Annotated in this window: 20 protein-coding genes; 8 read left to right on the top strand and 12 right to left on the bottom strand. The window is 47.6% G+C overall.

Features of this window, described 5'->3' with window-relative positions; translation table 11 throughout:
• Positions 1 to 68: 68 nt before the first annotated feature.
• From ITG12_RS23075 to ITG12_RS23045, 7 genes are all read right to left on the bottom strand, one after another.
• The gene (locus ITG12_RS23075) at positions 69 to 2,525 is read right to left on the bottom strand and encodes a GH92 family glycosyl hydrolase (RefSeq protein WP_140155102.1); all 2,457 of its coding nucleotides are present in this window, start codon (positions 2,523 to 2,525) and stop codon (positions 69 to 71) included.
• A gap of 71 nt (positions 2,526 to 2,596) precedes the next feature.
• On the bottom strand, positions 2,597 to 5,302 hold the full coding sequence (locus ITG12_RS23070) for a GH92 family glycosyl hydrolase (protein ID WP_248874169.1): 2,706 nt from the start codon (positions 5,300 to 5,302) through the stop codon (positions 2,597 to 2,599).
• 47 nt (positions 5,303 to 5,349) lie between these two features.
• Positions 5,350 to 7,770: a GH92 family glycosyl hydrolase gene (locus tag ITG12_RS23065; protein ID WP_248874167.1), complete on the bottom strand. Its 2,421-nt coding sequence runs from the start codon at positions 7,768 to 7,770 to the stop codon at positions 5,350 to 5,352.
• A gap of 133 nt (positions 7,771 to 7,903) precedes the next feature.
• A complete protein-coding gene (locus ITG12_RS23060) occupies positions 7,904 to 10,735 on the bottom strand; it encodes a GH92 family glycosyl hydrolase (protein WP_248874165.1) in 2,832 nt (943 codons plus the stop codon).
• Positions 10,736 to 10,856: 121 nt separating this feature from the next.
• On the bottom strand, positions 10,857 to 12,257 hold the full coding sequence (locus tag ITG12_RS23055; protein WP_017189627.1) for a fructose-specific PTS transporter subunit EIIC: 1,401 nt from the start codon (positions 12,255 to 12,257) through the stop codon (positions 10,857 to 10,859).
• An 11-nt stretch (positions 12,258 to 12,268) separates the two neighbouring features.
• Positions 12,269 to 12,709 carry a PTS sugar transporter subunit IIA gene (locus ITG12_RS23050; RefSeq protein WP_248874163.1) on the bottom strand — a complete coding sequence of 147 codons (441 nt, stop codon included), beginning with the start codon at positions 12,707 to 12,709 and terminating at the stop codon, positions 12,269 to 12,271.
• A 450-nt stretch (positions 12,710 to 13,159) separates the two neighbouring features.
• Entirely contained in the window at positions 13,160 to 13,639 is a 480-nt protein-coding gene (locus tag ITG12_RS23045; RefSeq protein WP_248875078.1) for a peptide-methionine (S)-S-oxide reductase, read from the bottom strand.
• A gap of 158 nt (positions 13,640 to 13,797) precedes the next feature.
• Between ITG12_RS23045 and ITG12_RS23040 the strand changes: the two genes are divergently transcribed.
• Entirely contained in the window at positions 13,798 to 14,187 is a 390-nt protein-coding gene (locus ITG12_RS23040) for a VOC family protein (protein ID WP_248874161.1), read from the top strand.
• Positions 14,188 to 14,278: 91 nt separating this feature from the next.
• On the top strand, positions 14,279 to 15,019 hold the full coding sequence (locus tag ITG12_RS23035) for a DNA-binding transcriptional regulator YciT (protein ID WP_005436345.1): 741 nt from the start codon (positions 14,279 to 14,281) through the stop codon (positions 15,017 to 15,019).
• Here the strand turns inward: ITG12_RS23035 and malI are convergent.
• Entirely contained in the window at positions 15,016 to 16,038 is a 1,023-nt protein-coding gene (malI, locus tag ITG12_RS23030) for a Mal regulon transcriptional regulator MalI (protein ID WP_005453001.1), read from the bottom strand. The genes ITG12_RS23035 and malI overlap by 4 nt on opposite strands.
• A gap of 237 nt (positions 16,039 to 16,275) precedes the next feature.
• Here malI and malX point away from each other — a divergent pair, with 237 nt between their 5' ends.
• From malX to manA, 3 genes are all read left to right on the top strand, one after another.
• The gene (gene malX, locus ITG12_RS23025) at positions 16,276 to 17,847 is read left to right on the top strand and encodes a maltose/glucose-specific PTS transporter subunit IIBC (protein ID WP_248874159.1); all 1,572 of its coding nucleotides are present in this window, start codon (positions 16,276 to 16,278) and stop codon (positions 17,845 to 17,847) included.
• A 92-nt stretch (positions 17,848 to 17,939) separates the two neighbouring features.
• The gene (locus tag ITG12_RS23020) at positions 17,940 to 19,118 is read left to right on the top strand and encodes a MalY/PatB family protein (RefSeq protein WP_248874157.1); all 1,179 of its coding nucleotides are present in this window, start codon (positions 17,940 to 17,942) and stop codon (positions 19,116 to 19,118) included.
• Between the two features lie 21 nt (positions 19,119 to 19,139).
• The gene (gene manA, locus ITG12_RS23015; protein ID WP_038879635.1) at positions 19,140 to 20,327 is read left to right on the top strand and encodes a mannose-6-phosphate isomerase, class I; all 1,188 of its coding nucleotides are present in this window, start codon (positions 19,140 to 19,142) and stop codon (positions 20,325 to 20,327) included.
• A gap of 61 nt (positions 20,328 to 20,388) precedes the next feature.
• Here manA and ITG12_RS23010 read toward each other — a convergent pair whose 3' ends face one another.
• From ITG12_RS23010 to ITG12_RS23000, 3 genes are all read right to left on the bottom strand, one after another.
• The gene (locus tag ITG12_RS23010; RefSeq protein WP_248874155.1) at positions 20,389 to 21,291 is read right to left on the bottom strand and encodes a DMT family transporter; all 903 of its coding nucleotides are present in this window, start codon (positions 21,289 to 21,291) and stop codon (positions 20,389 to 20,391) included.
• A gap of 134 nt (positions 21,292 to 21,425) precedes the next feature.
• Positions 21,426 to 22,229: an alpha/beta hydrolase-fold protein gene (locus tag ITG12_RS23005; RefSeq protein ID WP_063344417.1), complete on the bottom strand. Its 804-nt coding sequence runs from the start codon at positions 22,227 to 22,229 to the stop codon at positions 21,426 to 21,428.
• Between the two features lie 187 nt (positions 22,230 to 22,416).
• Positions 22,417 to 22,773 carry a VOC family protein gene (locus ITG12_RS23000; protein ID WP_063344418.1) on the bottom strand — a complete coding sequence of 119 codons (357 nt, stop codon included), beginning with the start codon at positions 22,771 to 22,773 and terminating at the stop codon, positions 22,417 to 22,419.
• Between the two features lie 259 nt (positions 22,774 to 23,032).
• Here ITG12_RS23000 and ITG12_RS22995 point away from each other — a divergent pair, with 259 nt between their 5' ends.
• From ITG12_RS22995 to sodC, 3 genes are all read left to right on the top strand, one after another.
• On the top strand, positions 23,033 to 24,547 hold the full coding sequence (locus tag ITG12_RS22995; protein WP_063344419.1) for a catalase: 1,515 nt from the start codon (positions 23,033 to 23,035) through the stop codon (positions 24,545 to 24,547).
• 100 nt (positions 24,548 to 24,647) lie between these two features.
• Entirely contained in the window at positions 24,648 to 25,112 is a 465-nt protein-coding gene (locus ITG12_RS22990; protein WP_038869159.1) for an ankyrin repeat domain-containing protein, read from the top strand.
• A 27-nt stretch (positions 25,113 to 25,139) separates the two neighbouring features.
• Positions 25,140 to 25,652: a superoxide dismutase family protein gene (gene sodC / locus ITG12_RS22985; RefSeq protein WP_038869160.1), complete on the top strand. Its 513-nt coding sequence runs from the start codon at positions 25,140 to 25,142 to the stop codon at positions 25,650 to 25,652.
• Between the two features lie 99 nt (positions 25,653 to 25,751).
• Here the strand turns inward: sodC and ITG12_RS22980 are convergent, their stop codons facing one another.
• Complete coding sequence (locus tag ITG12_RS22980; protein ID WP_063344420.1) at positions 25,752 to 26,405, bottom strand: nicotinamidase; 654 nt, start codon at positions 26,403 to 26,405, stop codon at positions 25,752 to 25,754.
• Positions 26,406 to 26,407 lie beyond the last annotated feature (2 nt).

Here is a 26,407-nt window from a genome sequence, read left to right as displayed (position 1 = left end):
AAGCGCGTCACTTCCTGCCACTGAGTTAATCTATCTGCTTATTCTTTAAACACGAATTACATAAAACGTTACTGAGCTTGAAGCGCTTCTTGCTTGTCACCCGTCATGACGAAGTGAAGCTCGCCGCCCGCTTTGATTTCGCTGTGTTTGAAGGTGAAGTTGGCATCCAGCGGTTTGCCGTTGATGGTTACAGACTTCACGTACTTGTTGTGTGGGCTGTTGTTGTCTGCGATGACTGTGAACTCGCCGCCTTCGACTGGAATGGTGATTTCATCAAACATAGGGCGACCGATGGTGTAGACCGGATCCGCAGGCGTCACTTGGTAGAAGCCCATTGCCGACATCAAGTACCAAGAGCTCATCTGACCCACGTCTTCGTTACCAATCAAGCCGGTTGGCTCGCTGGTGTACATCTCTGACATGATGCGGTCTAGGTACTCTTGCGCTTTCCATGGCTCATCCGTTAGCGCGTATAGGTAAGGAATGTGGTGCGATGGTTCGTTACCGTGCATGTACTGACCAATGTAACCCGTTAGGTCTGGTAGCTCTTCGCCTGTGTTTGAAGAACGTGCGTTGAATAGCTCGTCCAAGTCTTCACGGAAGGCTTTCTCTGGCGTGGTGTCTTTGCCTTGCGCCAAGTCTGCTTGGTAGATCTCTTGTTTCAGACGGTTGAAATCGTGCATTGGTTGGAACTTCCATTGCCACGCGTTCCCTTCGGTGTAGGCAAACTCGTCCACGTAGTAAGGGTCGAACGGTAGCAGTGGGCATTTCTCTTTCATCACGCCAGAGCCTTCTGGCCACTCAACCATTTCACACTCATCCAAACGCTCTTCATCAATTGGTTGGTTGAACTCCAAAGGCGGTTTGTTTGGTGATGAGCTCAGCGGGTGGTTTTTCGGACGTAAGAAGCCCGTCTCTGCATCCCAATGGTTAAGCCAGTTGTCGGCACGAGTCATAAACTCTTCTTGCAGTTTTACATCGCCAGCCATGCGCGCGATTTCTGCCATTGCCCAGTCGCCGTAAGCAAACTCAAGCGTGTAAGATGCACTGTTCCAATAGCCGTGATGAACAAAGCCATTTTCTTCGTACACTTTCACTTGCACAACGTTTGCTGCGCCGATGTTGTTGTCTTCCGTCCAATCTGGGAATTCAGATGCCTCGTGGTAACGCACCGTAAATTCAGCCGCTTCTTTGGCCAGTTGTGGGTCGATGTCTAAGCCTTTTGCCATCGCGTCAGCAATGATAGAAACCGCAGGGAAGCCGATCATGGTGCCCGTATAATGGCTGTGCAGTTCCCATTTCGGCAAGATGCCACCGTCTTCGTATTTACGAATCAGGTCGTTGGCAAACTCTTCGGCACGTTCTGGGTCGATGATGGTTTTCAGTGGATGCGCAGCGCGGAAAGTATCCCACATGGAGTACACAGAGTAGTTTGGTGTGTCGCCCGCGTCTTTTTGAATGCGAGTGCGCATCGCTGGGTATTGACCGTCGACATCTTGGAAAATCATTGGCGCGATAGAGGCGTGGTAAAGCGCGGTGTAGAAGATCTCTTTTTGATCTTCTGTGCCGCCAGATACCATCATGCGGCTAAGCTCTTGGTGCCATGCGTCGTTGGCTTGAGCGCGCGCAGTATCAAATGACACGTCTTTCGCTTCCGCTTCTAGGTTCTTCTCCGCCCCTTCTGTGCCTGTTGGTGACAAGCCTACTTGGATTTCTAGCGGTGTTGATGATGGTGCGAATTCTAGGTAAGCGATGGTTTTCACTGCGTCGATGTTGTCGTTGTTTACATCGATTTCCGTTTCTGTGCCGTCAACCAAAGCAATGGCTTTGACGATAGGTTGGTTGAAGGTGGCGTAGAAGTACACGTGTTGGTTGTTTGCCCAACCGTTCGAGCTACGTAAACCACGGATGGTGTAAGCGTCGATAAACTCCAAATCGCCCTTCATGGTGCGGTTGTTGAAGTGACCTTTGTTGAGGGTGTGGTCTAAATCGAACTTGATGTGTGGCGTCGTGCCTTCTTTGAAGGTGTAGCGGTGGAAACCAACACGTTGCGTGGTAGTTAGCTCGGCTTTGATTTCGCCTTTGTTCAGTTCAACCGCGTAGTAGCCTGCTTCTGCGGTTTCGTTGTCTTTATCGAAGGTGTTGAAAACGGCGTTTTCTTTCTTGGTGAAAGGCAGAACTAAGATATCACCAAGGTCGGTAATGCCTGTGCCAGAAAGGTGAGTGTGGGAGAAGCCATACACTGGGATTTCAGTCAGCTTACCGTGGTCGAAGTAACCTGCGGCAGAGCCCCAGCCTTCCATTTCGGTATCAGGAGATAGTTGTACCAAACCATAAGGCACAACCGCCCCTGGGAAGGTGTGACCGTCTGCACCTGTACCAATCAATGGATTGACGTATTGAGTTAGTGTGGTGTCGAGGGATGGAGTACCAGATTTGCTGTTGTCGTCGTCACTGTTACAACCAGCAAGGCCAAACATGGCAGCGAGTATAGCGGTAGAGATAAGGGTTCTTTTTAGTTTCATTTTTATGGTTCCACTGAAGTGAAGTTTTTAGGGGGCTAGATGCCCCCTTTCGTTATTTGGATGGGTATCGGCTACTGCGCTTTCATTGCTTCAGATTTGTCTGAAGTCATGACGAAATGCAGTTCACCACCGTCTTTCAAATCGCTGTGCGCGAAGCTGAAGTTGTCACTCAATTGTTTGCCGTTGATGGTCACCGACTTCACGTAGATGCTCTCTTGGCTGTTATTTTCTGAGGTGATGGTGAATTTACCGTCCGCGACTGGAATCACGGCTTTGTCGAACAGAGGACGACCGATGGTGTAACTCGCCTCGCCCGGTGTGACTTGGTAGAAGCCCAATGCAGACATCACATACCACGCCGACATCTGACCGACGTCTTCGTTACCGATCAGACCTTCATGGGTTGGGTGGTAGAACTCGTTCATCGCTTGGTCGATGATTTCTTGTGTCTTCCAAGGCTCTGCCGTCCAGTTGTATAGGTAAGGTACGTGGTGATCAGGCTCGTTACCCATCACGAACTGACCGATGTAGCCAGACATGTCGTGTGATTGGCTCGTATCAGCGTTGGAGTCTGCATTAAACAGCGCATTCAAGTTAGCGAGGAATGCCGCTTTGCCTTGTTCGGTTACGTCTTCAGGAAGAGAGAAGTCAGTACGATCGATATGCTCACCGCTCATCACGTTAGCCAGACCGTTCAAGTTGTGAGGTGCAAACCATGTCCATTGCCATGTGTTGCCTTCGGTGAAGTCTTCACCACGGTGCTCGGCGCGGTAAGGCCAGAACACGTCACTTTCGTTGAGTGCTTTGCGGTCTTTACAGGCGTTGTAGTCCATACCGCCTGGGATAGACAGCGCCATGTTCTCGTCCAAACATTCGGCTTTCAGGTTGTTTGCCCAAACTTTACTGCCACTGTTCATGTAAGCCGGACGCATAAAGCCCGTCGCACCCAATGCGTTGCCTTTGGTGTCTTGCAGTTTGCCGTATTGTTCTGGGTTGTAATCGAAGTAGTTCTTGAACGATTCTGAGCGTGCCATGTAACGGTCGTACTGTTGGTCGTTGCCAGCAAGTTTAGCGATCTGAGCGATACACCAGTCGTAGTAAGCGTTCTCAAGACCGTAAGACACCGATTCGTTCACGAGCTCGTCGTATTTATCGACTTTTAAGCCTTCTACGTAACCCGGTTTGTCACCAGAATCCGGCGCCCATTTGGTGTTAGCTGGAATAAAGCCGACGTCTTCTTGGTAGTCGTTATGACGTGTCATGACCGTGAAGCGTTTGTCACCGTTCCAAGCATCTTGGTAAGGCACCCAGCTTTCAGTTTTATCAAGGTTGAAGTTGACCGTTTCGTCAGCGGCTTTCAACGCCAAATCAAACTCAGCTGCTGTAAAGGCTTCTGGGTGTTTGACCATGATATCGGCAATAACCGAGACCGCAGGATGACCGACCATTTCACCGGTGTAATCCGAGTGCAGTTCCCATTTTGGCAGCACGCCGCCCGTTTTGTATTTGTTCAATAGATCGCGTGCGTGTTCAATCGCGCGATCTTTATCGATGATGGTTTTCAGTGGGTGCGCGGCGCGGAAGGTATCCCACATTGAGTATACTGAGTAGTTCACTAAGCCGTCTTCTGCTTGGTGCACTTTGCCATCCATGCCACGGTATTTGCCATCCACGTCTTGGTATAGGAATGGAGCAACAAACGTACGGTAGAGCGAGGTGTAGAACATGGTCTTGTCAGCTTTGTTGCCGCCTTCCAGTTCAAACTCGCCAAGGATGTTTTCCCAAGCCACGCGGTTTTGTTGTACGACGTTGTCGAAATCCCAGCCGTTGGTGTCTGCTTCTAGGTTTTTCAGTGCGCCGTCAACGCCAGTGCCAGAAATCGCTACCTTGACCACCAATGGCTCATTGCTCTTGCCAAAGTTCAAGTGCGTCAGGACATCGTTTGCGCGTTTTGCCAAACGTTCTGGGTCAGGTTCTGGTTCGCCCGGCATTGGTTTGTGCTCTGCGTAACCACGGTAATCTTCCAAGCCGACTTCGGTAGCGTCAGTTGGAGTCAGTTTGCTCTCAGAAGCCAGCTTGGTGTACAGATTCTCTTCAATGATTGGATCAGAGAATTCTGCCGCGAAGAACACGGTTTGCCATTGACCCCATTCGTTTGAGGTACGCGCGCCTACGACTGTGGTGTCGTTAACGCGCTTGTAGTAGATGCTGCGAGAATGGTTGCCGTATTGTTCTAACAGTTCGTGTTGCAGGTCGATACGTACTTTGCGGTCTTCACCCGGTTTGAAGGTGTAACGTTGGAACGCCACGCGGTCGGTTGCTGACAGCTCAGCTTTTACGCCAGTTTCTACAAGGTCAACCGAGTAGTAACCAACCTCTGCCACTTCCGAGCTTTTATCCATGGTCACGGCGTCAGTATTGAAACCTGTGTATGGCAAGAAAGCGAAGTCGTTTAGGTCGCCTTTACCTGCGCCAGAAATGTGGGTCATTGAGAAGCCAGAAAGCAGGCTGTGCACAGGATCGTATTCAACAGGTGAGCCTTTGCCATTCCAACCGTTTGGATCGAAGTTATCTGGTGAAGGTTGAATCATACCTTCTGGCATGACTGGAGATGGGTTGACGTTGCCAAGACCTTTAGTGCCGATCAAGGTATCAACGAATTCCAAAGTAGGGGTAGAGATAACCGGAGTTTCTGGATCAGAGTCGCTGCCACAACCAGCAAGACCAAGCATGGAGGTTAACACTGCGGTAGAGAGTAGGGTTCTTTTTAGTTTCATTGTTTTTATTCCACGAGAAAAGGGGACACGAGGTCCCCTCAAAATCATTATTCGCCTAGGTTGGCTTGCATTGCTTCAGACTTGTCAGCCGTCATCACGAAGTGCAGTTCGCCGCCTGCTTTGAATTCGCTGTGCTGGAAGGTGTTGTACACATCCAGAGGCTTACCGTTGATGGTCACTTCTTTGATGTACATGTTGTCTGGACCGTTGTTTTCAGCCGTTACCGTGAAGGTGCCAGAGCCAATGTCTACCGTCGCTTTGTCGAAGATTGGACGACCGATGCTGTAGGTTGGATCGGTTGGCGAGATTTGGTAGAAGCCCAGTGCTGACATCAAGTACCACGCTGACATTTGACCCACGTCTTCGTTACCGATGATGCCGTCTGGCGTCGGTTTGTAGAACTGGTCGTAAACTTGGTCTAGATATTCCTGCGCCTTGTAAGACTCTTCAGTACGGTTGTACAAATAGATGACGTGGTGCGAAGGCTCGTTACCGTGAATGTACTGACCAATGTAGCCTGTCATGTCTTGGTGCGCTTCACCGCCATTTGGATCGGCAGTAAATAGGTTGTTCAGTTTGTCGTTCAGACCTTGCGTGCCGCCCATGATTTCAGTCAGCTTGTCCAAGTCTTGCATGAACGCCCATTGCCACTGCCACGCGTTACCTTCTGTGTAGTAGAACGCGTCAGACTTGTGAGGGTCGAAGTCAGTTGAAGCGTATTTCAGTGCACATGGGTCGCCTTCTTTCAGTTCTGTTGGGACGAAGAAGCCCGTGCCGTCTGCGTTACCTGCTTTTGCATCCCAGTGTTTCAAAGAGTTGTAAGAACGAGCTTTGAACTCTTCATACGCGTCCATATCGCCAGCGGCTTTTGCCATCTCTGCGATCGTCCAATCGTAGAATGAGAATTCCAACGAGTACGACACTGAGTTCCAGTTCGGGTAACGAACACACTGTTCTTTCTCGTGGTAGTTCAACTGACCTGCCATGAGCGAACTTAGGATGTCGTCATGAATCTGTGGGTACTCATGCGGTGTGTAGCGAGCTGATTTCACTGACGCCGTGTAAGCCTGCTCTGCATCAATCAAGCCTTTGGTTACCGCATCGCCCAGAATCGCTGCTGATGGGTAGCCGATCATGGTGCCAGTCTCTGAGCCGTGACCTTCCCATTTCGGCAATAGACCAAACTCGTCGTTGGATTTACGAATCAAGTCTTTCACATATAGCGTTGCTTGGTCTGGGTCGATGATGGTCCACATTGGGTGAACGGCGCGGAACGTATCCCACGTTGAGTAAATTGAGTAGTTTGGTGTGTCGCCATCTTTCAGTGTGCGCACCGTGCCAAGCATATCCACGTATTGACCATCCACATCGTAAAACTCGATTGGTGCGATCATCATGTGGTACATGCCAGTGTAGAAGTTGGTTTTCTCTGCGTCTGTGCCGCCTTCTACTTTGATTTTCGCCAGCTTCTCAGCCCACGCGTATTCCGCGTCTTCTTTTACTTTTGCTAGGTCGAAACTTGGTGCTTCCGCTTCTAAGTTTTTCTGCGCACCTTGCCAGTTAACTGGAGAGATACCGACGCGGATTTCAATTGGCTCTTCGCCTGTGCCGAAGTTTAGGTAAGCCGTCAGATCATCGCCTGAGTAAACCGCACCATTACGCATTTCGCGCGTTGGTTCTAGGTCTTGTTCGCCCAACAGTGCTTTGGCGATTGGTTGGTTGAATTTCGCGTAGAAGAAGATGTCCTGACCTTGGTGATCTTGCCCTTGGAACCAGCCTGTTGAGGTTTTACGACCGCGAATGGTGTATTCGTCCACCACCTCTACTTTGTTCTTCAAAGACTTGCCGTTGTTGTTCATTAGGGTATGACCTAAATCGAACTTCACGTTGCGGTCCGCGCCATCAGCAAAGGTGTATTTGTGTAAACCAACGCGTTTGGTTGCGCTCAGTTCTACTTCGATTTGACCTTGGTTTAGCTTGGTTTTGTAGTAGCCTGCGCTTGCTTCTTCATTGGCTTTGTCGAAAGAGTTCAGTTGTGTGTTCGCCATGTCTGCGTATGGCAGAACCAAGATGTCGCCTAAGTCCGTTGCGCCTGTACCTGAAAGGTGAGTATGGGAGAAGCCGTACAGCGGAACGTCAGTGTTAACTACTTCGCCAGTTTCGTAGTTGGATGAATCCCAGTAGCCAGATGCCGAGTGCCAAGGGTTAAGTCCTGATTCGTGATCAGTGTTAGAACCGATGAAAGTATCTGGAGACAGTTGAACCATACCTGCCGGTACCGTCGCGCCCGGGAACGTATGACCAGAAGCTGCTGTGCCGATCATAGGATCGACGTATTTCAACACCGCAAGATCAACAATTGGATCGCCTGGCAGTGAAGAGGAAGAATCGTTGTCGCTGTTACAGCCAGCCAAGCCACCCGTCAGACCAACCAGGATAGCCAAAGAGATAAGATTACGTTTAAACATGTGCATACCGTTTTGTCGTTATTCGTATATAAAAAGTGTTTATAAGAGACTGTTTATAAAGGACTGCTTATAAAATTTGCTTGTAGGGGTAGCCGGGAGATGCGCTCCCCCGGCTGAGTTGTCACTATTGGGATTAACGAGAACCTGCTGGCATCTCGTCTTCATGCAAGAACTCACCGATGCCTTGTGCTGGTGGAAGATCTTGCTCTAGAGAGCCCCAACGTTGATTTGGTTTGTCGCCCATCACGAACTCCAACTCACCGCCGTACATGATTTCGTCATGAGTCAGGTAAGTGCGGTTGAAGTCTTTGCCGTTGTAACGAGCCGATTGAATGAAGATGTTTTCGCGGCTAACGTTCTTCGCGGTCACCGTGAACTTCTGGTTGTTGCCGACATCGATAGACGCGCTTTCAAACAGCGGAGTACCAATTTCGTAGATGCCAGAAGAAGCGTTCACTGGGTAGAAGCCAAGTGCACGGAACACGAACCACGCAGAGAGCGTACCGAAGTCGTCGTTACCACAAATGCCGTCAGCGGTGTTCTTGTAGCAAATGTTGGTTGCTGCGGCGATGGCTGCCTGACCTTTCCAAGGTTGACCTACGTAGTTGTACAAGTACGGTACGTGGATATCTGGTTCGTTACCTTGCACATGCTGACCAACGTTACCTGTGTTGAACACTGGGAATTGGTTGTCGCCTGCGTTGCGGTCTGGGTAGGTTGACCAGTATTCATCCAAGCGCGCTGCGAACAAGTCACCGCGTTCTGCTTCAGGGTTTTGTGTCTTGTCGAAGCGTGTCATCAGGTCAATCAAGCCATGAATGTCGTGCTGAACACTGAACGAGTATTGCCAGCCATTCGATTCAGAGAATGCCCAGTTAAACATGTCTGGACGCCAGTCTTTACCAACCGCGCGACCAGTGATTGGGTCTACCCAACCTGCATCGATAAACTCGCCATCGTAGTCACGGGCTTTGAACCAACCTTGGTATTGCTTACCGCCGAAGTCGAATTGTGCTTGCCAGTTTTTAGAACGGTTAGCGAACTCGGTGTAGCGTGGATCTTCTTCACCGAACACTTCTTTGATCGATTGTGCGATTGCCCAGTCGTTCATTGAGTATTCAAGCGAGTAAGATGCTGTCCAAGAGTCTTTAAATGGTGAGTGACCGCCGTAAGAATCTGGTGGAGTGTCGTGCAATTTCGCTGGCACGTAACCTTGTTCTTCGTACTCTTTGATCCATGCTACGCCTTGGCTCGTTGCGGCGCGTGCGTCTGTGATCATCGCTTCAACTAAACGTTCTTTAACGTCTTTGCGCTCCGCTTCTGTGAAGCCAAGGTCGATCATGCGTTTTTCTAGTGAGCCTTTCGACAACACATCGTGAATCACAGGCGTTGAGTGCATGCCCATCATCATGCCGGTTTCGTTGCCTTTGAATGTCCACTCAGGCAGACGACCTTTGCGCACGTTGCCTTTGTCATCCACCCATTCTTCTTCGGCGTAAGACAGCATAGACAGCACCACGTCTGCTAAGCGGTCTGGCTCAAGAATCGAAGACAACGGTTGAACTGCGCGGTAGGTATCCCACAAAGAGAAAGTGTCGTAGCGCGTGAAGTCTGCTTTGCCATCTTTGTTGGCATCGGCAGTGCGGATCGACTCTTTCAGCGTATCAATCTTATCGCCCCAAGGTGTGTTGCCATCAGGGTATGCGTTACGACCTTGGTGAACTTGGCGGTAGCGACCATCTAAGTCAGAGTGAATGGTTTGACCTAGGTACGAGTGGTACATCGCGGTGTAGAACGTCTGTTTGTAATCTTCGTCGCCAGAGACTTGGATCTTGCCGAGTTCGTCTTCCCATTTCTTCGTTGCCGCTTCACGTACTTGGTCGAAGTTCATGCCCGCAACTTCAGTCATGTTAAGAGAAGCACCAGACTTGCCATTCTCGCCAATCTCAACGTTTGATAGCGCCAATTTCGCTTCAACCGTTAAGCCGTCTTTTGATGTGTCGAATTCAACGTAAGCGCGCGCGTATTGGTACTTGCCGCGTGTTTCGTTACCGATTTCCGTAATGCCTTCTGGCACGTCCATGTAACGACCTTGCTCTTTATCGTAGTAAGCAAAGCGAACGTTTTTGATTGGTTGGTCGAATTCCATCACGAAGAATTCTTTTTGGCTTGGTGCCCAACCATCAGAGAAACGGTGACCTTCTAGACGGTTATTGTCTTTGTCCCATTTCAAGTAAGAATCAGAGGTGTAGTCCCAGTTAATTTTGAAGCCAGTGTTCACGATGATTTCTGACTTCTCATCACGAGGGAAGGTGTAGCGGTGCACACCAACGCGATCCGACGCCGTCAACTCAGCTTTGATGTCGTAATCCAATAGATCGACTTTGTAGTAGCCCGCTGTCGCTTGCTCGTCACGATGTTGGAAGCGAGACGCTTCTAGGTTTAGTGTTGCCGAACCTTCATCAATCATGTAGTCCGAACGTGAGTTGATTGGCATGACTAGAATGTCGTTCAAGTCGCCAGCACCAGCTCCGGAAAGGTGGGTATGAGAGAAACCGGAAGTACGTGCGTCGTGGTAGTAGTAGCCTGAAATGTATTCCCAGCCGTTAGAACCGTTGTTTGGAGAAAGCTGCACCATGCCGTGTGGTGTGGTTGCACCAGGGTAGGTGTTGCCTAGGTTACCTGTACCGATGAATGGGTTGACGTAGCGTGTTACGTCCATATCGGCGAAATCTACCGGGATGTGAACGCCCATGTCGATTTCAGGTGTTTCTGGGTTTGGCTTGTCATCACAGTCGCCATCGCCAACTGGAGGACATACTGGCTTGCCGCCGTCAGGAATATCCGGCAGTGCAGGGTTGGTGTCACCGCCTTCATAAATGTTAGTTGTGTCGTCGTTACAGCCAGTCAGACCGACTAGACCACTGAGAACTGCGCAAGCGAGTAGGGAAGGTTTGAATTTCATTTTTAAAGCCTTGTAAATTGTAGGGTTATATAATTAAAAAAATCAGGTGTATTACTAAAACTTAAAAACTTGAAATAGAGCCCTTTGGGGGAAAGGGCTCTTAGGGGGAGGAGCTTAAGGTTTAAGCTTTCACAAGAGTCGCTGCGTTACGCATCGCTTCTTTCGTTGAACACTCAACAACGTTTGCTTTTGCAAAGCGGTGAGCGTCTTTTACTTGGATATCATGAGCTAGAATAACCAGCTTCGCGTTTGCTACATCTAGGTCAGTGATGCGGTTCTGGATACCGTTTTGACCTTGAGTTTCTACTTTGATTTTCAGACCCGCTGCCGCACCTGCTTTCTCTAGTGCTTTCGCTGCCATGAATGTGTGTGCTACGCCAGATGGGCAACATGTTACTGCTACGATGTCGTACTCGCCTTCGCCTGCTGCTGGAGCCGCTTGAGCTTGTGCAGGTGCTACTTCTGCGATTTCGTCTTCTGCTTCTTCTTCAGCAACAGGTTTCCAGAAGCCAACGATAACTGCTGTTGTTAGTGAGCCTAGTGCGATACCCACAACGTACATTGGGATGTTGCTTGATACAGGTGCTGTGATTAGACCGCCCCATGGTGCGTGTAGTAGTACGTCTGTTAGGAAGCCGAACACACAGCCAACGATACCACCAGCAACGATTGAAGGAAGAACGCGTACAGGGTCGTTTGCTGCGAATGGGATAGCACCTTCAGAGATACCGATAGAACCCATGATTGCTGCTGCTTTACCTGCTTCTTGCTCTTGCTTAGTGAACTTCTTCTTGAATAGGAATGTTGCTAGTGCCATACCTAGAGGAGGCGTACAGATTGCGATACCAACACCACCCATTAGCCATGGTTGAGTATCAACTTGAGTTTGAGCGAATAGCGTTGCTACTTTGTTGATTGGACCGCCCATATCGAATGCAGTCATACCACCAAGAATCGTACCTAGAACCACTTTAGAAGCGCCAGCCATAGAAGCTAGGAATTCGTTCATAGAAGCCATGAAGATCTTGATTGGCTCACCGATACCCCATAGAACGATACCTGCAGAGATAAGCGTACCTAGTAGAGGGTAGATGAAGTAGGCGCCCAACGCAGTCATGTTAGCAGAAAGAGGGATCTTCTTAAGTTGGAATACCACACCACCTGCGATGAAACCCGCTACGATACAACCAAGGAAGCCGCCGCCCATGTCAGCCATGATGCCAGAAGAGATCATCGCTGGTGCTAGTGCTGGTTTGTCTGCAATTGAGTAACCAATGAAGCCACCAAGAATAATTGGGAACAGCACCAGACCTTTAATACCGATATTAGAAATATCAGCCAATAAACCGTCCGCAGGAACCGCACCTTTACCTGATGCCATTACCGCTAGCGCCAGTAGTACACCACCCGCAACGATAAATGGAAGCATGTGAGAAGTACCGAATAAAAGGTGACCTTTCATGGTACTTAGGATTTTTTTGAAATCGCTATTATTACTAGCTTGAGCTGTGATTGTACTCATAATTTCACGCCTTATGAATTAATTAAAATATTTAGTATTTGGTTTTCGTCTTTTGCGTTATGAATATCTCCAATAAACTCTTCGCTAAATTTACCGAATAATTCTTGAAGAACATAAATATGGTGGTCGGCACCGTTATCTGGTGAGGCAATCATGAAGAATACGGTCGGTTTGACTCCCTCTTCGTCGCCATACTCGATGCCTTCGCGCTTTACGCCAACAGCGATTGCAGGCTCTGTAACCGCTTTGCTTTTTGCGTGTGGGTAAGCGATGCCGTCCATTGAAGTAACGCTTAATGCTTCACGTGCTTCGATGTCGGTTAAAAAAGCCTCTTTGCTGCTGATTCGATTATTTTCGAATAGCATTTGCGCTAGCTCTTCAAAGACTTCTTTTTTATTATTTTCTTGAAGGTTGCCTTTAATTAAATTGACGTTTGTTAGTTCTGTAATCATTTTTTGACTCATTGGTACTGAAGTAATGAGGCAAATTTAATTAATGTTACGGTTTTCTGAAATAGTAAAAAAAATCCAATAACTATATTTTTGTATCACTGAGAGCTAAGTGTGATAGAAGTCATTAATATCAATGAGCTAGAAGGGAATTAGTATTGTGACTTATATTCCATTTATTTTGAAATTAATAATGAAGCTTGAAAATAAACGAGAAGGGAATCAAATATGGTTCAATTTTGCTATAAAAAAGAGGCTTTGTGCTAAAGCTCCTCCAATAACCTTTTTTTAAGGTAATTTTCTGTCTCTTTGAGAAAAGAAATAAAGCGCTTAGGATAGCTGATAGTGAACCCAGCTAGTTCCTCCCCTTGATACACATTGGCGAATGTAAGCTCCTAATTTGAAGCCAAGGGGAGGTTAGGAGAGGTTGGTACGCTGGATTTAGCTTATCCATTAAGACGGATTTTTGTACTTGTGCAGCAAATCTAACGGGATATGGCAGTAGTCATTGGGAAAGCGCGTGAGTCGGTCTTGGTGCTCATCATCACTTGGCACATAGTTCATGAGTGGCAGCAATTCTACGGCGATTTTATCGGCATCCGGTCTTGCTGCGATAAACGCTTTAGCGATGGCTAGGTGTTGTTCGTTTTGGCTGTAGACACCAGTACGGTACTTTTCACCTACGTCTTCACCTTGCTTGTTTACACTGTGCGGGTCGATGATCTCAAACAGATACTCCATTAAAGTTTCAACCGAAACCTGCTCAGGGTCGAACTGGGTTTTCACGCATTCGGCGTAGCCATCGTATTCGGTTTGAGTGTTGTCCGTGGTGCCATTTGCTCGTCCTGCTTCGGTGCTGATTACGCCAGGAAGGTGGCGCATAAATTCTTGAACGCCCCAAAGGCAGCCGCCTGCGAAGTAAATTTCTTCCATCATTCTGTCCTGAAAAACTTTGCGCCATTATGGGCATCACTTCCACTCAAACACAACTCCAACCATAAAACAGGAACAACTCAGAAGTGATTTGCTCTCTTTTTTGTGCTGCGTTTCCTCGTTAGATTGAACGCAGTTAAGAGCTAGGGGGAATCCTAATGAAAATTGAACATATCGCGATTTGGACTGAACGTTTGGAAGAGTTAAAAGCCTTCTATGAGAAATACTTTAACGCGGTGTCTAACGACAAATACCACAACCCAACTAAACAGTTTTCATCTTACTTTCTTTCGTTTGAAAGTGGTGCACGATTGGAGTTGATGTCGATGGAAGGTGTGACCGCTTGTGAAAAATCTCATGCAATGCAGGTAACGGGGTTGGTACACTTTGCTTTCGCTCTAGGATCACAGAAGGCAGTGGATCAATTAACCAAAACCTTAGTAGATGATGGCTACCAATGGATCGACGGTCCGAGACAAACAGGTGACGGTTACTATGAAAGCTGCGTGTTAGATCCAGATGGCAACCGTCTTGAGCTTACGGTGTAACGCGACTTAGCTTATTTCTATCGTTCACAGGTTGCTTTCATATGAAAGTGTTCGGGCGTATACTGCAAGCTCATCTATAAGGAGCGAGCCTGTGAACTCAAGACAAAATGAAATCCTGCAATTGGTTAATGACCGCAAACGCGTTCAAGTGACGGAGCTTTCTGACATCATTGGCGTGTCGGGCGTGACCATCAGGCAGGATTTGAACTTCCTTGAGCAACAAGGCTACTTAAAGCGTGTACACGGCGCTGCGACGGCGCTGCAAAGTGACGATATTGATACGCGACTCGAAGTGCGCTTCGACATCAAACAAGCGTTAGCCAACAAAGCGGCAGATTTGGTATCACCAAACGAAACCGTGTTAATCGAAGGCGGCAGTGCTAATGCGCTCTTGGCTCGCACATTGGCTGAACGTGGTGACGTCACCATCATTACTCCATCAGCGTACATCGCCCACCTCATCCGTAACACCTCAGCTAACATCATCTTGCTTGGTGGTGTGTATCAGCATCAAGGCGAGAGCTTGGTTGGACCGTTAACCAAGCTGTGTATTGAGAACATTCATTTCAGCACGGCTTTCTTGGGTATTGATGGCTTCCATCAAGATACTGGCTTTACTAGCCGAGACATGATGCGTGCAGAAATCGCCGAAACCATCATTGCGAAAAAGCGTCGTAACATCGTGCTGACGGACTCAAGTAAGTTTGGGCAAATCTACCCATCTTCGATTGGTAAAACGAGTGAAATCTCGGTGTTGTTAACCGACGAAGCCGCTCCGAAAAGCGACCTCGAACAATTGAGAAAGCAAGGTGTGGAGGTGGTGTTGGGTTAAGCCGACTCACGAACAATGAGTTTGGGAGGCAGGATCAAGCTGTAAGGCTCGCTGTCTTCTTGCTTGAGTTGATTGATCAATCGTTTTGCCGCTTGTCTTCCCATCTCTCGTGCATTGGAATTTACGAAGGTGAGCGGTGGTTCAATTAACTCTGCTTCTTCAACGTCATCAAAACCAATCACCGACACTTGCTCGCCGATAAACTGATCTTTACCGATGGAACGTCCTGCTCGATGTATGCCATAAACCGCGCCTAGTGCCGTCGAGGAATGGTGACAAAGAACTGCAGTAATCTGTGGATGTTCCAACAACAACTGCTGCACAGTTTGAGCGGCAGACGCTTGGCTTTTTTCACACTCGACCACCCACTCTGGTTTGAAAGGCAAACCAAACTGCATCAGAGTTGAACAATACCCACCAATACGCTCGGCACGACACAAAGAACTGCTCGCGCCGCCGACATAAGCGATTCTGCGATGCCCTTGCTTAACCAGATGCTCCGTTGCCAACTTGGCAGCGTACATGTTGTCTGGTCCCACGTAGTCGATTTGCTTATCCACCGAAGCGCGTGAAATGCACACCATTGGCAGATTGTGCTGCTTGAGGTTTTCGACGTTGAACTGCTGGCTTTCACCAATCGGGCAAAAGGCAATACCACCGACACCTTGGCGTGCCATGGTTAATACACACTTCTCAAACTTTTCTTGGCTATCCCCACTTTGAGCCAGAAACAGCATGTAACCTTGCTGCTCGATTTCTTCACTCAATCCTGCTGCGACTTCTGCGTAATAGGGATCACTGATGTCTTTGAGGATCAATCCAATGATTTCGCTGGAATTGGATCGTAGGTTGGCAGCGGCACGGTTACGGATATAGCCGAGCTCTTCTACCGCAGCGTTGACCTTTTCTATTGTGTCTGGAGAGATCCGCCCTTTATTCCCCAACACCATAGAGACGGTGGTAACTGACACGCCAGCATGTTTAGCGACTTCTGTAATGGTCACTTTTTTTGACGACATAGATTCACTTTATGGATTAGAAAAACGTTTTATCATCAAACTGTAACCCTATTAGGTTGATTTTAAAAGCCCTACACAGTTTGTGGAAAAAGATATCTAACTCGATCACAGAATTTTTGGTAAAACGTTTTATCAAAATTTTTAGCAGCGTATATTGAGTGCATAAAAACAACACTTCATGCGCACATAATGTGATGTGTATGAGCCCTACAAGTTCTCAATTTCCGGAGACAAACTATGTCTAAAAGCAATAAATCGACCATGTGGGAGTTCTTGCAAAGCCTCGGCAAGACCTTCATGTTGCCAGTCGCGCTGCTGGCATTCTCAGGTATTCTCCTTGGTGTCGGCAGCTCGTTTTCTAGCGCCGCTATCAAAGAAGCCATCCCATTTTTAGACAACACCCCTCTGCAATACCTGTTTATGTGGATGACCAAAATCGGTCTTGTCGCATTCATCTATTTGCCTGTGATGTTCGCCGTTGCTATCCCGCTTGGATTAGCGCGTGAAGAAAAAGGCGTGGCAGGTTTCGCGGGTTTCGTTGGTTATGCTGCGTTTAACCTTGCGATCAACTTCTTCCTAACCGTCGCTGGTGTATTAGACAGTGAAGCGGAACGTGCCGCCTACGGTGTGAAAAGCATCATCGGGATTGAATCGATCGATACTGGTATCCTTGGCGCGGTGATCGTTGGTGTAATTGTTGCGAAACTTCACCAGCGTTTTTACACCTTCAAAATGCCAGATGCACTAGCGTTCTTTGGTGGCGCTCGTTTTGTTCCAATCATTTCTGCATTGGTGCTGGGCGTTGTCGGTGTGTTTATCCCATTCGTATGGCCTTACTTTGCTGCGGGCATCAATGGTATCGGTCATGTGATTGAAGGCGCGGGCGATTTCGGTCCAATGCTGTTTGGTACAGGCGAACGTTTATTGCTGCCAATCGGTCTTCACCATATCTTGGTTGCGCTTATTCGATTCACTGAAGCGGGCGGTACTATGGATGTGTGTGGTCAAACTGTGTCTGGCGCACTAAACATCTTCTACTCTGAATTGTCTTGTCCTGACACAACGGCATTTACACCGGAAGTCACGGCATTCTTGTCTCAAGGTAAAATGCCAACCTTCCTAGGCGGTCTGCCGGGTGCGGCTCTTGCGATGTACCACTGTGCTCGCCCTGAGAACCGCTCAAAAATCAAAGCACTGCTTATCTCTGGCGTCGTAGCTTGTGTGGTAGGCGGTATCACTGAGCCGCTTGAATTCTTGTTCCTATTTGTTGCGCCAGTGCTTTACTTCGTCCATGCGATTCTGACAGGTCTGGGCTTTATGGTGATGGGCTTGCTTGATGTCACCATCGGTAACACAGACGGCAACCTGATTGACTTCTTGGTGTTCGGTATCCTGCAAGGCACGGCAACGAAATGGTACTTAGTGCCGCTGGTGGCGGGTGTTTGGTTTGTGGTTTATTACTCAGTGTTTAAGTTTGCGATCACTAAGTTCAACCTAAAAACACCAGGTCGTGAAGTCGATACGGCGGAAGTGGACAAAGAGCTTGAAGCGGCATTCATCAACGAATCTGGCAAAGGTGCCGCAGTATTGGTAGCTCTTGGTGGCAAAGAGAACATCACAGCTTTGGATAACTGCATCACTCGTCTTCGCTTGTCTGTTAACGATATGAGTTTGGTCGACGACGCAAAGTTGAAAGCCAACGGTGCGCTGGGTGTAGTGAAGCTTGATGAGCACAACCTGCAAGTCGTGATTGGCACGCAAGTTCACCTAGTGAAGAATGAAATGCAAGCCATCATGTCTGCTAGCTAATCATTGCTTTGATAGATGCTCCCCCTCGGCACAATCTCCATCCTCCCCCCCAATGAGATTGTGACGAGGGACCTTAATATTGGAATATTCGTATGACTCAGAATTTCGACTTTGATACACCGATTGATCGCACTGGCACTTACTGCACGCAGTGGGACTACGTTCAGGATAGATTTGGTAAAGCGGGTCTACTCCCGTTTACCATTTCAGATATGGATTTTGCTGCGCCAGAGCCTGTAATGAATGTGCTTAAACAACGTTTAGAGCATCCGGTATTAGGTTATAGCCGCTGGAATCATGAGGATTTTAAGTCCGCGATTCGCTACTGGTATCAAACTCGCTTTGACTGCGAAATCGATACTCAGCAAGTGGTGTACGGACCTTCGGTTATCTACATTGTGTCAAAGTTGATTGAGCAATGGAGTCAGCCGGGGCAGGGCGTGGTGTTCCATACGCCAGCTTATGATGCGTTCGACAAAATGATTGAAGGGCAAGACCGTACGTGCGTTCGCAGTCCGCTCATCAAACAGCAGGGTCGATTTGAAATTGACTGGCAAGATCTGGAAACCAAACTCGCTGACCAGAATAACACAGTGCTGTTGTTGTGCAGCCCTCACAACCCAACAGGGCGAGTGTGGAGCCAAAGCGAATTGGAAAAGATGGCGGAGCTTTGTAACCAATACCAAGTCAAAGTTATTTCTGATGAGATCCACATGGATGTGTGCTTTAAGCGTCACGTCCCTTACGTGGGGTTTGGTTGTTCACAAGATTGGGCTGTCGTCACATCGGCGTCTAAATCATTCAATATTCCAGCCTTGAATGGTGCGTATGCGTTGATCGCGGATTCACCAACTCGCGAACGTTATCTGCATAAACTCAAAGAGGTGGATGGTCTTTCATCGCCTTCTATCATGGGCGTGCTTGGTACGATGGCGGCTTATCGTCACGGAGAACCTTGGTTAAAGGCGCTTAACGAGTATGTATTGGCTAACCATCAATACGTGAAAGAAGCTCTGGAAAGCGCCTTTCCTGAAGTGAGTTACCTTGTCCCAGACGCGACCTATTTAGCATGGATTGACTTATCTGTTTTGAATCTCGATATGACACTGCTTAATCAGGCGTTAATTGAACAATTCAATGTCGCCATCATGTCTGGAGATGTTTATGGCGACTCTGGTAAAGGCTATCTCAGACTCAATCTGGGTTGCCCAAGAAGCAAAGTCGAGCAGGGCGTTTCAGCCTTGATTCAAGCGATCAAATTGCAGTGTTAAAACACCGTGGGAGAGTGTGAGATGTCACTGTTCAAGTTAGATAACGTGATTCAAAACTACGCTTGGGGAAGCAAAGAGTCGATTTCTAAACTGTTTGGCATCGACAATGCAAACCATCAACCTCAAGCTGAAATTTGGATGGGAGCGCACCCTAATGGTTGCTCGCGCCTTGCAACAACCGGTGAGTTATTATCTGATGTGATTGCGAGAGACAAAGCAAGCATGTTTGGTGATTACACCATGATGCGTTTCGGGGAACTTCCTTATCTATTCAAAGTGCTTGCGGCGGATTCTCCGCTATCGATTCAAGTTCATCCTAGCAAGCGTAAAGCTGAGCTTGGTTTTGCACGAGAGAATGAACAAGGTATCCCACTTGATGCTCCTAATCGCAACTACAAAGACGCTAATCACAAGCCAGAGTTGGTCTACGCGCTGACTTTCTACAAGGCCATGAATGGCTTTCGTCCGATAGAACAAATACTGATGCTGTTCCGCCAATTCGGTATTCGCAGTTTAGATGGTGAGGTGACCGCGTTAGCCGAACACCCAAATCAAGATGGGTTGAAAGGTTTCTTCACGGCGATAATGACGTTGAACGAAGCTCATAAAATTCAAGCCTTGGCAGAACTGGACGCAGCGTTAGAGCGTGGTCCAAAGACGGCATTGGAAAGGGAAGTGCTCGGTTATGTGGCGGAGTTTCAAAAGCATTACCCGCAAGACATAGGATTGCTGTCTCCGTTGATGTTGAACACGATAGAGCTTGCGCCTGGGGAAGCGATGTTCCTCCATGCCGAAACGCCTCATGCGTATGTTCAAGGCACAGCGCTGGAAATAATGGCGAATTCAGACAACGTCCTCAGAGCTGGTTTAACGCCCAAATACATTGATGTGGATGAGCTTATCGCCAATACAGCATTTCACACCACGCAACCGGAACTGATTAAGCTGTCGCCAATTCACAAAGAGGACAAGTTGAGCTATCCAATTCCGGTAGACGATTTTGGGTTTGATATTCTCTCTTCCGATGAAGAATACAAGCAACAGTTTGTGCGTGGTGCTGAGATTGTTTTTTGTGTTGAAGGCGAAGTTGAGGTCATGACATCAGAAACAAGTCTGACTCTTAAAGCCGGAGAATCCGCGTTTATCACTAACGACTGTAAGTTCTACCAATATCAAGGGAATGGTACGTTGGCGAGGGCGTATAACTAGTCATTTCGTTGTTGATATTAATAGGCCGCTTGAACAGCGGCCTTATTCGATTTTGTGACGACTAAAAACGTCTATGCAACTTCTCTTTTCGTTTCGCCAACATTGCGGCAGGAGAGAAGCCTGTCACCAACATTGTCCCATTAAGCACCAAAATGGTCCCTATGATGGTGTTGAAACCGACAGGTTCACCCAGAATCAAGTAACCCCATAGAATGCCAAAAACGGGCACAAGGAAAGTGACGGTGAGAGCCGAAGCTGGGCCAATTTCAGAAACTAGGCGGAAGTAAAGCAAATAAGCCAAACCTGTACAAACCACACCGAGAGCAACCACAGAGCTCCACTCTATACTGGTTGGTTCTGCACGCATTGGTAAAAATGGCAGTAGCGGAAGTACCCAAATAACTGCTGCCCACATACTGCCGTGTGCGTTGTCAAAAGCTGGGACTTGTGGTGCATTTTTAGTGTAGTTGGTTGCAATCCCATAGCTGAAAGAAGCCATTAAGCTTGCCCCAATAGGGAGGGTAGCCTCACTGCCGATGATTGAAGAATCCAAACCGACAAGTACAGCGACACCGCCAATACCAATCATCATACCTAGAATGGCTTTTGCCGTTAAAGGGCTGCGATACCAAACAAGACCAATTAATGCGCCCCATATCGGTGCGGTTGAGTTGAGAATGGCTAAGGTCGACGCATTAAGTGTTTGAGCAGCGTAAGCAAAAAGCAGAAAGGGCACGGCGCTATTAAATAAGCCAATAATGAAAAAGTGCTTAATATGTTTTGTGAAGGCAAGTTTCTTTTTGAGATAGAAAGCTATCAAGAGCAATGCTATTGCCGCAAATGCAACACGAAACTCGATTAAGTAAGCCGGTCCGAACGTATTAGCAGCGACTCGCATAAACAGAAACGAGCCACCCCAAATAGCAGCGAGACAAAGTAAGCGAAAAAAACTGGCTGCAGTCATGATACATCCTTGGTCGAGGTCTAGCGCCCCATTGATTAATTGTTGCGCTAACAGTGGATTAAACCAAGGATGAGATCAACCAGAAATGCAACGCCAGTTCCGAATCTGCCTACCACTGACTTATTTTGATGGTCTTAAATTTCTTCTTTTGGAAACAAGATTGGGAGGCTGTCCCTGTAGGTGTGATACCACATTTTTCCATGATCTAAATTTTTATACTCGATAAGAGTCGGTAAATTGAAACCCATGTAGTTCTTGGTTTGTATATGTTTATAGAAAGCCTCAACGGAGGGGTGATTTCCTATGTGTGTTGAGCTGAATATAGCGGTGACTTCTAACCATGGCGAAGCCTCGTAACGTTCCTCTTCCAAAGGATAGATGGTGTCTTCAATACGCCAGAACGAACCGTCGGCGATAATAAAATTCTTGAAAAACTGGCTCCCAATATCTTCTGATACCATGATATGTGCTGTTTTTGCGCCTCCAAATGAATGTCCAGCCAGTGTGCGTTCATTTGGATCGATATCGTATTCGGCTTCGACAACTGGGATGAGTTCTTGGGTTAAGAAAAGGTAGAAGTCATCGACCCCTGGTGGCAAATAATCAATATTTCTGCGTCCAGGAGGACCTTCATGAATGGCGATTAGAATGACATCGAGTTCGGCATTGGCGATAAGGTTACCAAACCCCTGACCCGTCCCATTACCGTCGGAAACGTAGATAACGGGCAAAGATGTTGTGCGCTCTTCATAGTTTTCTGGCAAGTAGATGTCGTAGGGATAGCTGACGCCAGTGATATTAGAAATGATATTGTCTTGTACTTTTTCCGCAGGAACATACGCGGAGTTGTTGTCTACAGAGGAGCCGTCCCCCCCTCCGCATGCCGATAACACAAGGCCCAAAGAAAGGGCGATGAACCAACGCTTCAAAACTTCCATGTTTTACCTTTGCTTTTGATTTAAAGAACAAAAACAACTGTATAATATTTGAGCAATCAAAAAGCCCCGCGTTATCAACAAATGAAAAGGCGGGGGGAGCGGGTTTGTAACTCTTCGAGTCAATTATCGAATGCGGTGGTACGTTATTGTTTTACCTATCATTAATTACTCTTTTACTTGTCATTAATTAATGCTTTTCAGACCAGACCGCGAACTCGTTGCCACTTGGTTCGGCAAAATGGAAACGACAACCTCCCGGGAACTCGAAGATAGGGCGGATGATTTGCCCCCCGAACTGTTCGACTTTGGCTAACGTGGTGTGAATATCTGAGCTATAGAACACCAATAGTGCTGCCCCATTTGTTGTTTGGCTCACTTGCTCTGCTGCATAAAAGCCACCGTCCAAGCCTTGACCTGAAAAGGCGCTGTATTCTGGCCCATAATCAACGAAGCGCCACCCAAAGGTTTGCTCGAAAAACTGTTTAGTCGCATTGATGTCTCGCGTGCCAAACTCAACGTAATTTAACTTTTCATGTTGGTGCATTCTGGTGTCCTTTTCATCGCTGTGCTTTTCTGTCAGTGTATTAACTCTTCCGTCGAGTTTCTCAGCCCGAGTCTAGGTTTTATTAATCAAACTGATAAAACCTCAAAAATTTCATTGGTTATCCCTATTAAATCTATCGTTATTTCCCATTAAACAAATGTAATCATTGAAGATATATTCTTAGTGGGCAGAAAAGAGCTTTTGAGTATCCATTGACCACTCGACTGGTCAAATGGTTAGCACGCATTGGAGAGCAACCATGCAGATGTCAAAAAGCTTTTTATTAATTACAGTTGGCTTAGCCAGCACATCTCTGCAGGCGCAAACCCTGACAAGAGACAACGGTGCACCAGTCGGTGACAACCAGAATTCAATCACAGCAGGTGAAAACGGCAGCGTATTACTGCAAGACGTTCACCTGATCCAAAAATTGCAGCGTTTTGCCAGAGAGCGTATTCCTGAGCGTGTTGTGCATGCTCGTGGTACAGGTGCTCATGGTGAGTTTGTTGCATCGGGTGATTTTAGTGACTTAACGGTTTCCGCTCCTTTTACTAACAAAGGAAAGGTAACCCCTGTTTTCGTTCGTTTTTCGACCGTTATTCACTCAAAAGGATCACCTGAGACACTTCGCGATCCTCGTGGTTTCGCCACTAAATTTTATACTGAACAGGGTAACTGGGATCTGGTAGGGAACAACCTGCCTGTGTTCTTCATCCGCGATTCAATTAAGTTTCCGGACATGGTGCACTCTCTAAAACCGTCTCCTGTTACCAACGTTCAGGATCCAAACCGATTCTTTGATTTCTTCAGTCATGAGCCGAGCGCGACCAACATGCTGACTTGGGTTTATAGCAACCTAGGTACGCCAGCAAGCTATCGCACGATGGACGGCTTTGGTGTGCACGCTTATAAGTGGATTAATAAGCAAGGCGATGTGAACTATGTGAAGTTCCAATGGAAGAGCAAACAAGGTATCGAAAGCCTGCGTCCTGATGAAGTAACCGCAATGCAGGGTAAGGACTTCAACCATTTAACCAATGATCTGTACAGAGAAATTGGGCGTGGTAACTACCCTAAATGGGATCTCTACGTGAAGGTGCTGTCACCAGAAGCTCTGAGCAAACTGGATTACAACGGGTTGGATGCGACCAAAGTATGGCTGAATGTACCGGATCAAAAAGTCGGCACTATGACGTTGAACCGCCTACCAGAAAATTTCTTTTTAGACACTGAACAGTCGGCATTTGCGCCTTCGAATTTGATTCCTGGTATCGAGCCATCGGAAGACCGTTTGCTACAAGGCCGTTTGTTCGCTTATGCAGATACACAGCTGTACCGCGTGGGTGTGAACTTGTTCCAACTGCCAGTAAACCGTCCTTTAGCATCAGTGAACAACCATAACCAAGATGGATTGAGCAACAACGCGAAGCAAGGCAATGGTGATGTGAACTACGAACCAAGCCGTAAATTGGCGCTGGCAGAAGACACGCAATTTAAAGCGGTTGAAACCAAGCTGGTTGGCACTGTTCAACAGAGAGCAATCAGCAATCCTCGCAACTTCTACCAAGCGGGTGTGTTGTTCCGCAGCATGAGCGAGCAAGGCCAGAGTGATTTGATTGCTAACTTAGCGGGTGACCTGAACAAGGTGATAGATAAAGACGTTAAGGAAACCATGGTGAGCTATTTCTATCGCGCAGATAAAGAGTACGGTACGCGTCTGGCTGAAGCGACAGATACCAATCTTAAGCAAGTGAAAAACAAAGCGATGATGTAAGCAATAAGTTTTGACCTGCGGGAGATTTATCTGCTCTTTTCTGCCCGAAAATCAGGGCTCCCGTGGGTCATTCTCAAATTCTGTTAGTGAGGGTGAGTAAATGAAAACCGTGTTTTTGCTCAGTGCCGTTTTGTTCTCTTTAAGCTTCTCGCTGAGCTTATTAGCTGCCGAAGACGAACTAGAAGAGGAATACCAATCTTTGGTTGAACTGTTCTTTGACGCAGCGCGAATTGGCAATAACGAAGTGGTCGATACATTTGTTTCTCAAGGCTTCCCAATCGACCAACGTAACACTCAAAGTTATACCGCATTGATGGTGGCAGCGTATCAAGGACATCGAGAAACCGTTCGCTTGCTGCTCGATTCTGGCGCTAACGCCTGCCTGCAAGATAAACGTGGTAACACTGCATTAATGGGAGCACTCATCAAGCGTGAAATTGGCATAGCGAAAGACCTCTATCAAGCGGACTGTTCACCAGAGCTGCGCAATAAAGCAGGGTTAAATTTGAAAGAGTTTGCCGAAATCTATGGTCAATCCAATGTGTTGAAATCACTTCAACACTGATAAATAACAATAAATAGGACCCACAGTATGAATAAAACAACATGGCTTGCTGCACTTACGCTTCTCTCTTTCCCAACTTTTGCCGAGACAATAAGCGTAGAAATGATTGACCTTGGCTTTGGTCAATCCACCGGAACTGTGATGATCAGCGACAGTGATTACGGCACCGTTTTTACGCCGAAACTACAGGGTTTACCTGTTGGTACACATGGCTTCCACTTACACGCTAACGGCTCGTGTGACAGCATTACCAAAGAAGGTAAAACGATACTTGGCGGTGCTGCCGGAGGGCATTATGACCCAGAAAAAACAGGTAAGCATGGCTTCCCTTGGACGGACGACAATCACCTTGGCGATTTACCAGCGCTTTACGTGAATGCTCATGGTGTGGCGGATCAGCCAGTATTGGCACCACGAGTAAAACTTGATGACGTAAAAGGTCGTGCTTTGATGGTTCATGCGGGTGGCGATAATCATTCTGACCATCCGGCGAAACTTGGCGGCGGCGGTGCTCGCATTGTGTGTGGTGTGATTAAGTAATCCCCTTCTTAGATGCCACAAACAAAAAACGGTCCAGATAAGTTGGACCGTTTTCTTTTTAAGCAAAAGCTGATGGGCTTAGGTTCAAACCGACGCAAATTACGCGAAATTCTCGACGATGATGTCATCTGCATTGCTAACAAATACTGCACCTTTCTCTTCCATCTCTGCAATCACTGCATCGATAGTATCTGGAAATACTGCGCGGCTAGAGGCTAGGTTCACAATCACTTTGAAACCTAAATCGAGCGCTTGAGTGACGGACTTCTTCACACAAAAATCAAGCGCTAAGCCGCCGACAACCACCGTATCGATGTGGTTGAACTTGAGGAACTCATTCGCACCTGTAGTTTTGGTATCAGCCACGTCGTGGAAAAAGATGCCATAAGGGTGTGCGTCTGGGTCCATGCCTTTGTTGACTTGGAAATCGTATTCTAGAACAGGAGGTAGGCCGTCCAGCAGTTCAACGCCTGTAGTACCAAGCACGCAGTGGCGGTTCCACTTAATGTCCACATTAGGTAGGCCGACAGGTTCAAGCATATTCGCTGGCGTTTCTGCATCCCAAGCTGCTTTTGGTGGGTGCAAATCACGGCTAACGAGCTTTAAGCGACCTTTAGTGTGGTTCTTTAATAGCTCAGGAACAATGTCTAATGCGCCAGTGACGGGCAGCTCGTCAGGACAAAGTTCGGTGAAGCCTTTTTCAGGATCCACGTCGATCACTGCGGTAGTTTGGTAGTTAACTCGAACGGTCATGG

This window comes from Vibrio sp. ED002 (genome assembly GCF_023277445.1).
In the GTDB taxonomy this organism is placed as follows: Bacteria; Pseudomonadota; Gammaproteobacteria; order Enterobacterales; family Vibrionaceae; genus Vibrio; species Vibrio jasicida.
This window is presented reverse-complemented; position numbering and strand designations above follow the sequence as displayed.

Bases quoted from the DNA above. Each gene is read 5' to 3' on its own strand.
- ITG12_RS23045 (WP_248875078.1), bottom strand. From the start codon at position 13,639: ATGGAAGAAATTTACTTCGCAGGCGGCTGCCTTTGGGGCGTTCAAGAA.
- ITG12_RS23065 (WP_248874167.1), bottom strand. From the start codon at position 7,770: ATGTTTAAACGTAATCTTATCTCTTTGGCTATCCTGGTTGGTCTGACG.
- ITG12_RS23055 (WP_017189627.1), bottom strand. From the start codon at position 12,257: ATGAGTACAATCACAGCTCAAGCTAGTAATAATAGCGATTTCAAAAAA.
- ITG12_RS23060 (WP_248874165.1), bottom strand. From the start codon at position 10,735: ATGAAATTCAAACCTTCCCTACTCGCTTGCGCAGTTCTCAGTGGTCTA.
- ITG12_RS23050 (WP_248874163.1), bottom strand. From the start codon at position 12,709: ATGATTACAGAACTAACAAACGTCAATTTAATTAAAGGCAACCTTCAA.
- ITG12_RS22990 (WP_038869159.1), top strand. From the start codon at position 24,648: ATGAAAACCGTGTTTTTGCTCAGTGCCGTTTTGTTCTCTTTAAGCTTC.
- malI (WP_005453001.1), bottom strand. From the start codon at position 16,038: ATGTCGTCAAAAAAAGTGACCATTACAGAAGTCGCTAAACATGCTGGC.
- malX (WP_248874159.1), top strand. From the start codon at position 16,276: ATGTCTAAAAGCAATAAATCGACCATGTGGGAGTTCTTGCAAAGCCTC.
- sodC (WP_038869160.1), top strand. From the start codon at position 25,140: ATGAATAAAACAACATGGCTTGCTGCACTTACGCTTCTCTCTTTCCCA.
- ITG12_RS23000 (WP_063344418.1), bottom strand. From the start codon at position 22,773: ATGCACCAACATGAAAAGTTAAATTACGTTGAGTTTGGCACGCGAGAC.
- ITG12_RS23075 (WP_140155102.1), bottom strand. From the start codon at position 2,525: ATGAAACTAAAAAGAACCCTTATCTCTACCGCTATACTCGCTGCCATG.
- ITG12_RS23070 (WP_248874169.1), bottom strand. From the start codon at position 5,302: ATGAAACTAAAAAGAACCCTACTCTCTACCGCAGTGTTAACCTCCATG.
- ITG12_RS22995 (WP_063344419.1), top strand. From the start codon at position 23,033: ATGCAGATGTCAAAAAGCTTTTTATTAATTACAGTTGGCTTAGCCAGC.
- ITG12_RS23005 (WP_063344417.1), bottom strand. From the start codon at position 22,229: ATGGAAGTTTTGAAGCGTTGGTTCATCGCCCTTTCTTTGGGCCTTGTG.
- ITG12_RS23040 (WP_248874161.1), top strand. From the start codon at position 13,798: ATGAAAATTGAACATATCGCGATTTGGACTGAACGTTTGGAAGAGTTA.
- manA (WP_038879635.1), top strand. From the start codon at position 19,140: ATGTCACTGTTCAAGTTAGATAACGTGATTCAAAACTACGCTTGGGGA.
- ITG12_RS23020 (WP_248874157.1), top strand. From the start codon at position 17,940: ATGACTCAGAATTTCGACTTTGATACACCGATTGATCGCACTGGCACT.
- ITG12_RS23010 (WP_248874155.1), bottom strand. From the start codon at position 21,291: ATGACTGCAGCCAGTTTTTTTCGCTTACTTTGTCTCGCTGCTATTTGG.
- ITG12_RS22980 (WP_063344420.1), bottom strand. From the start codon at position 26,405: ATGACCGTTCGAGTTAACTACCAAACTACCGCAGTGATCGACGTGGAT.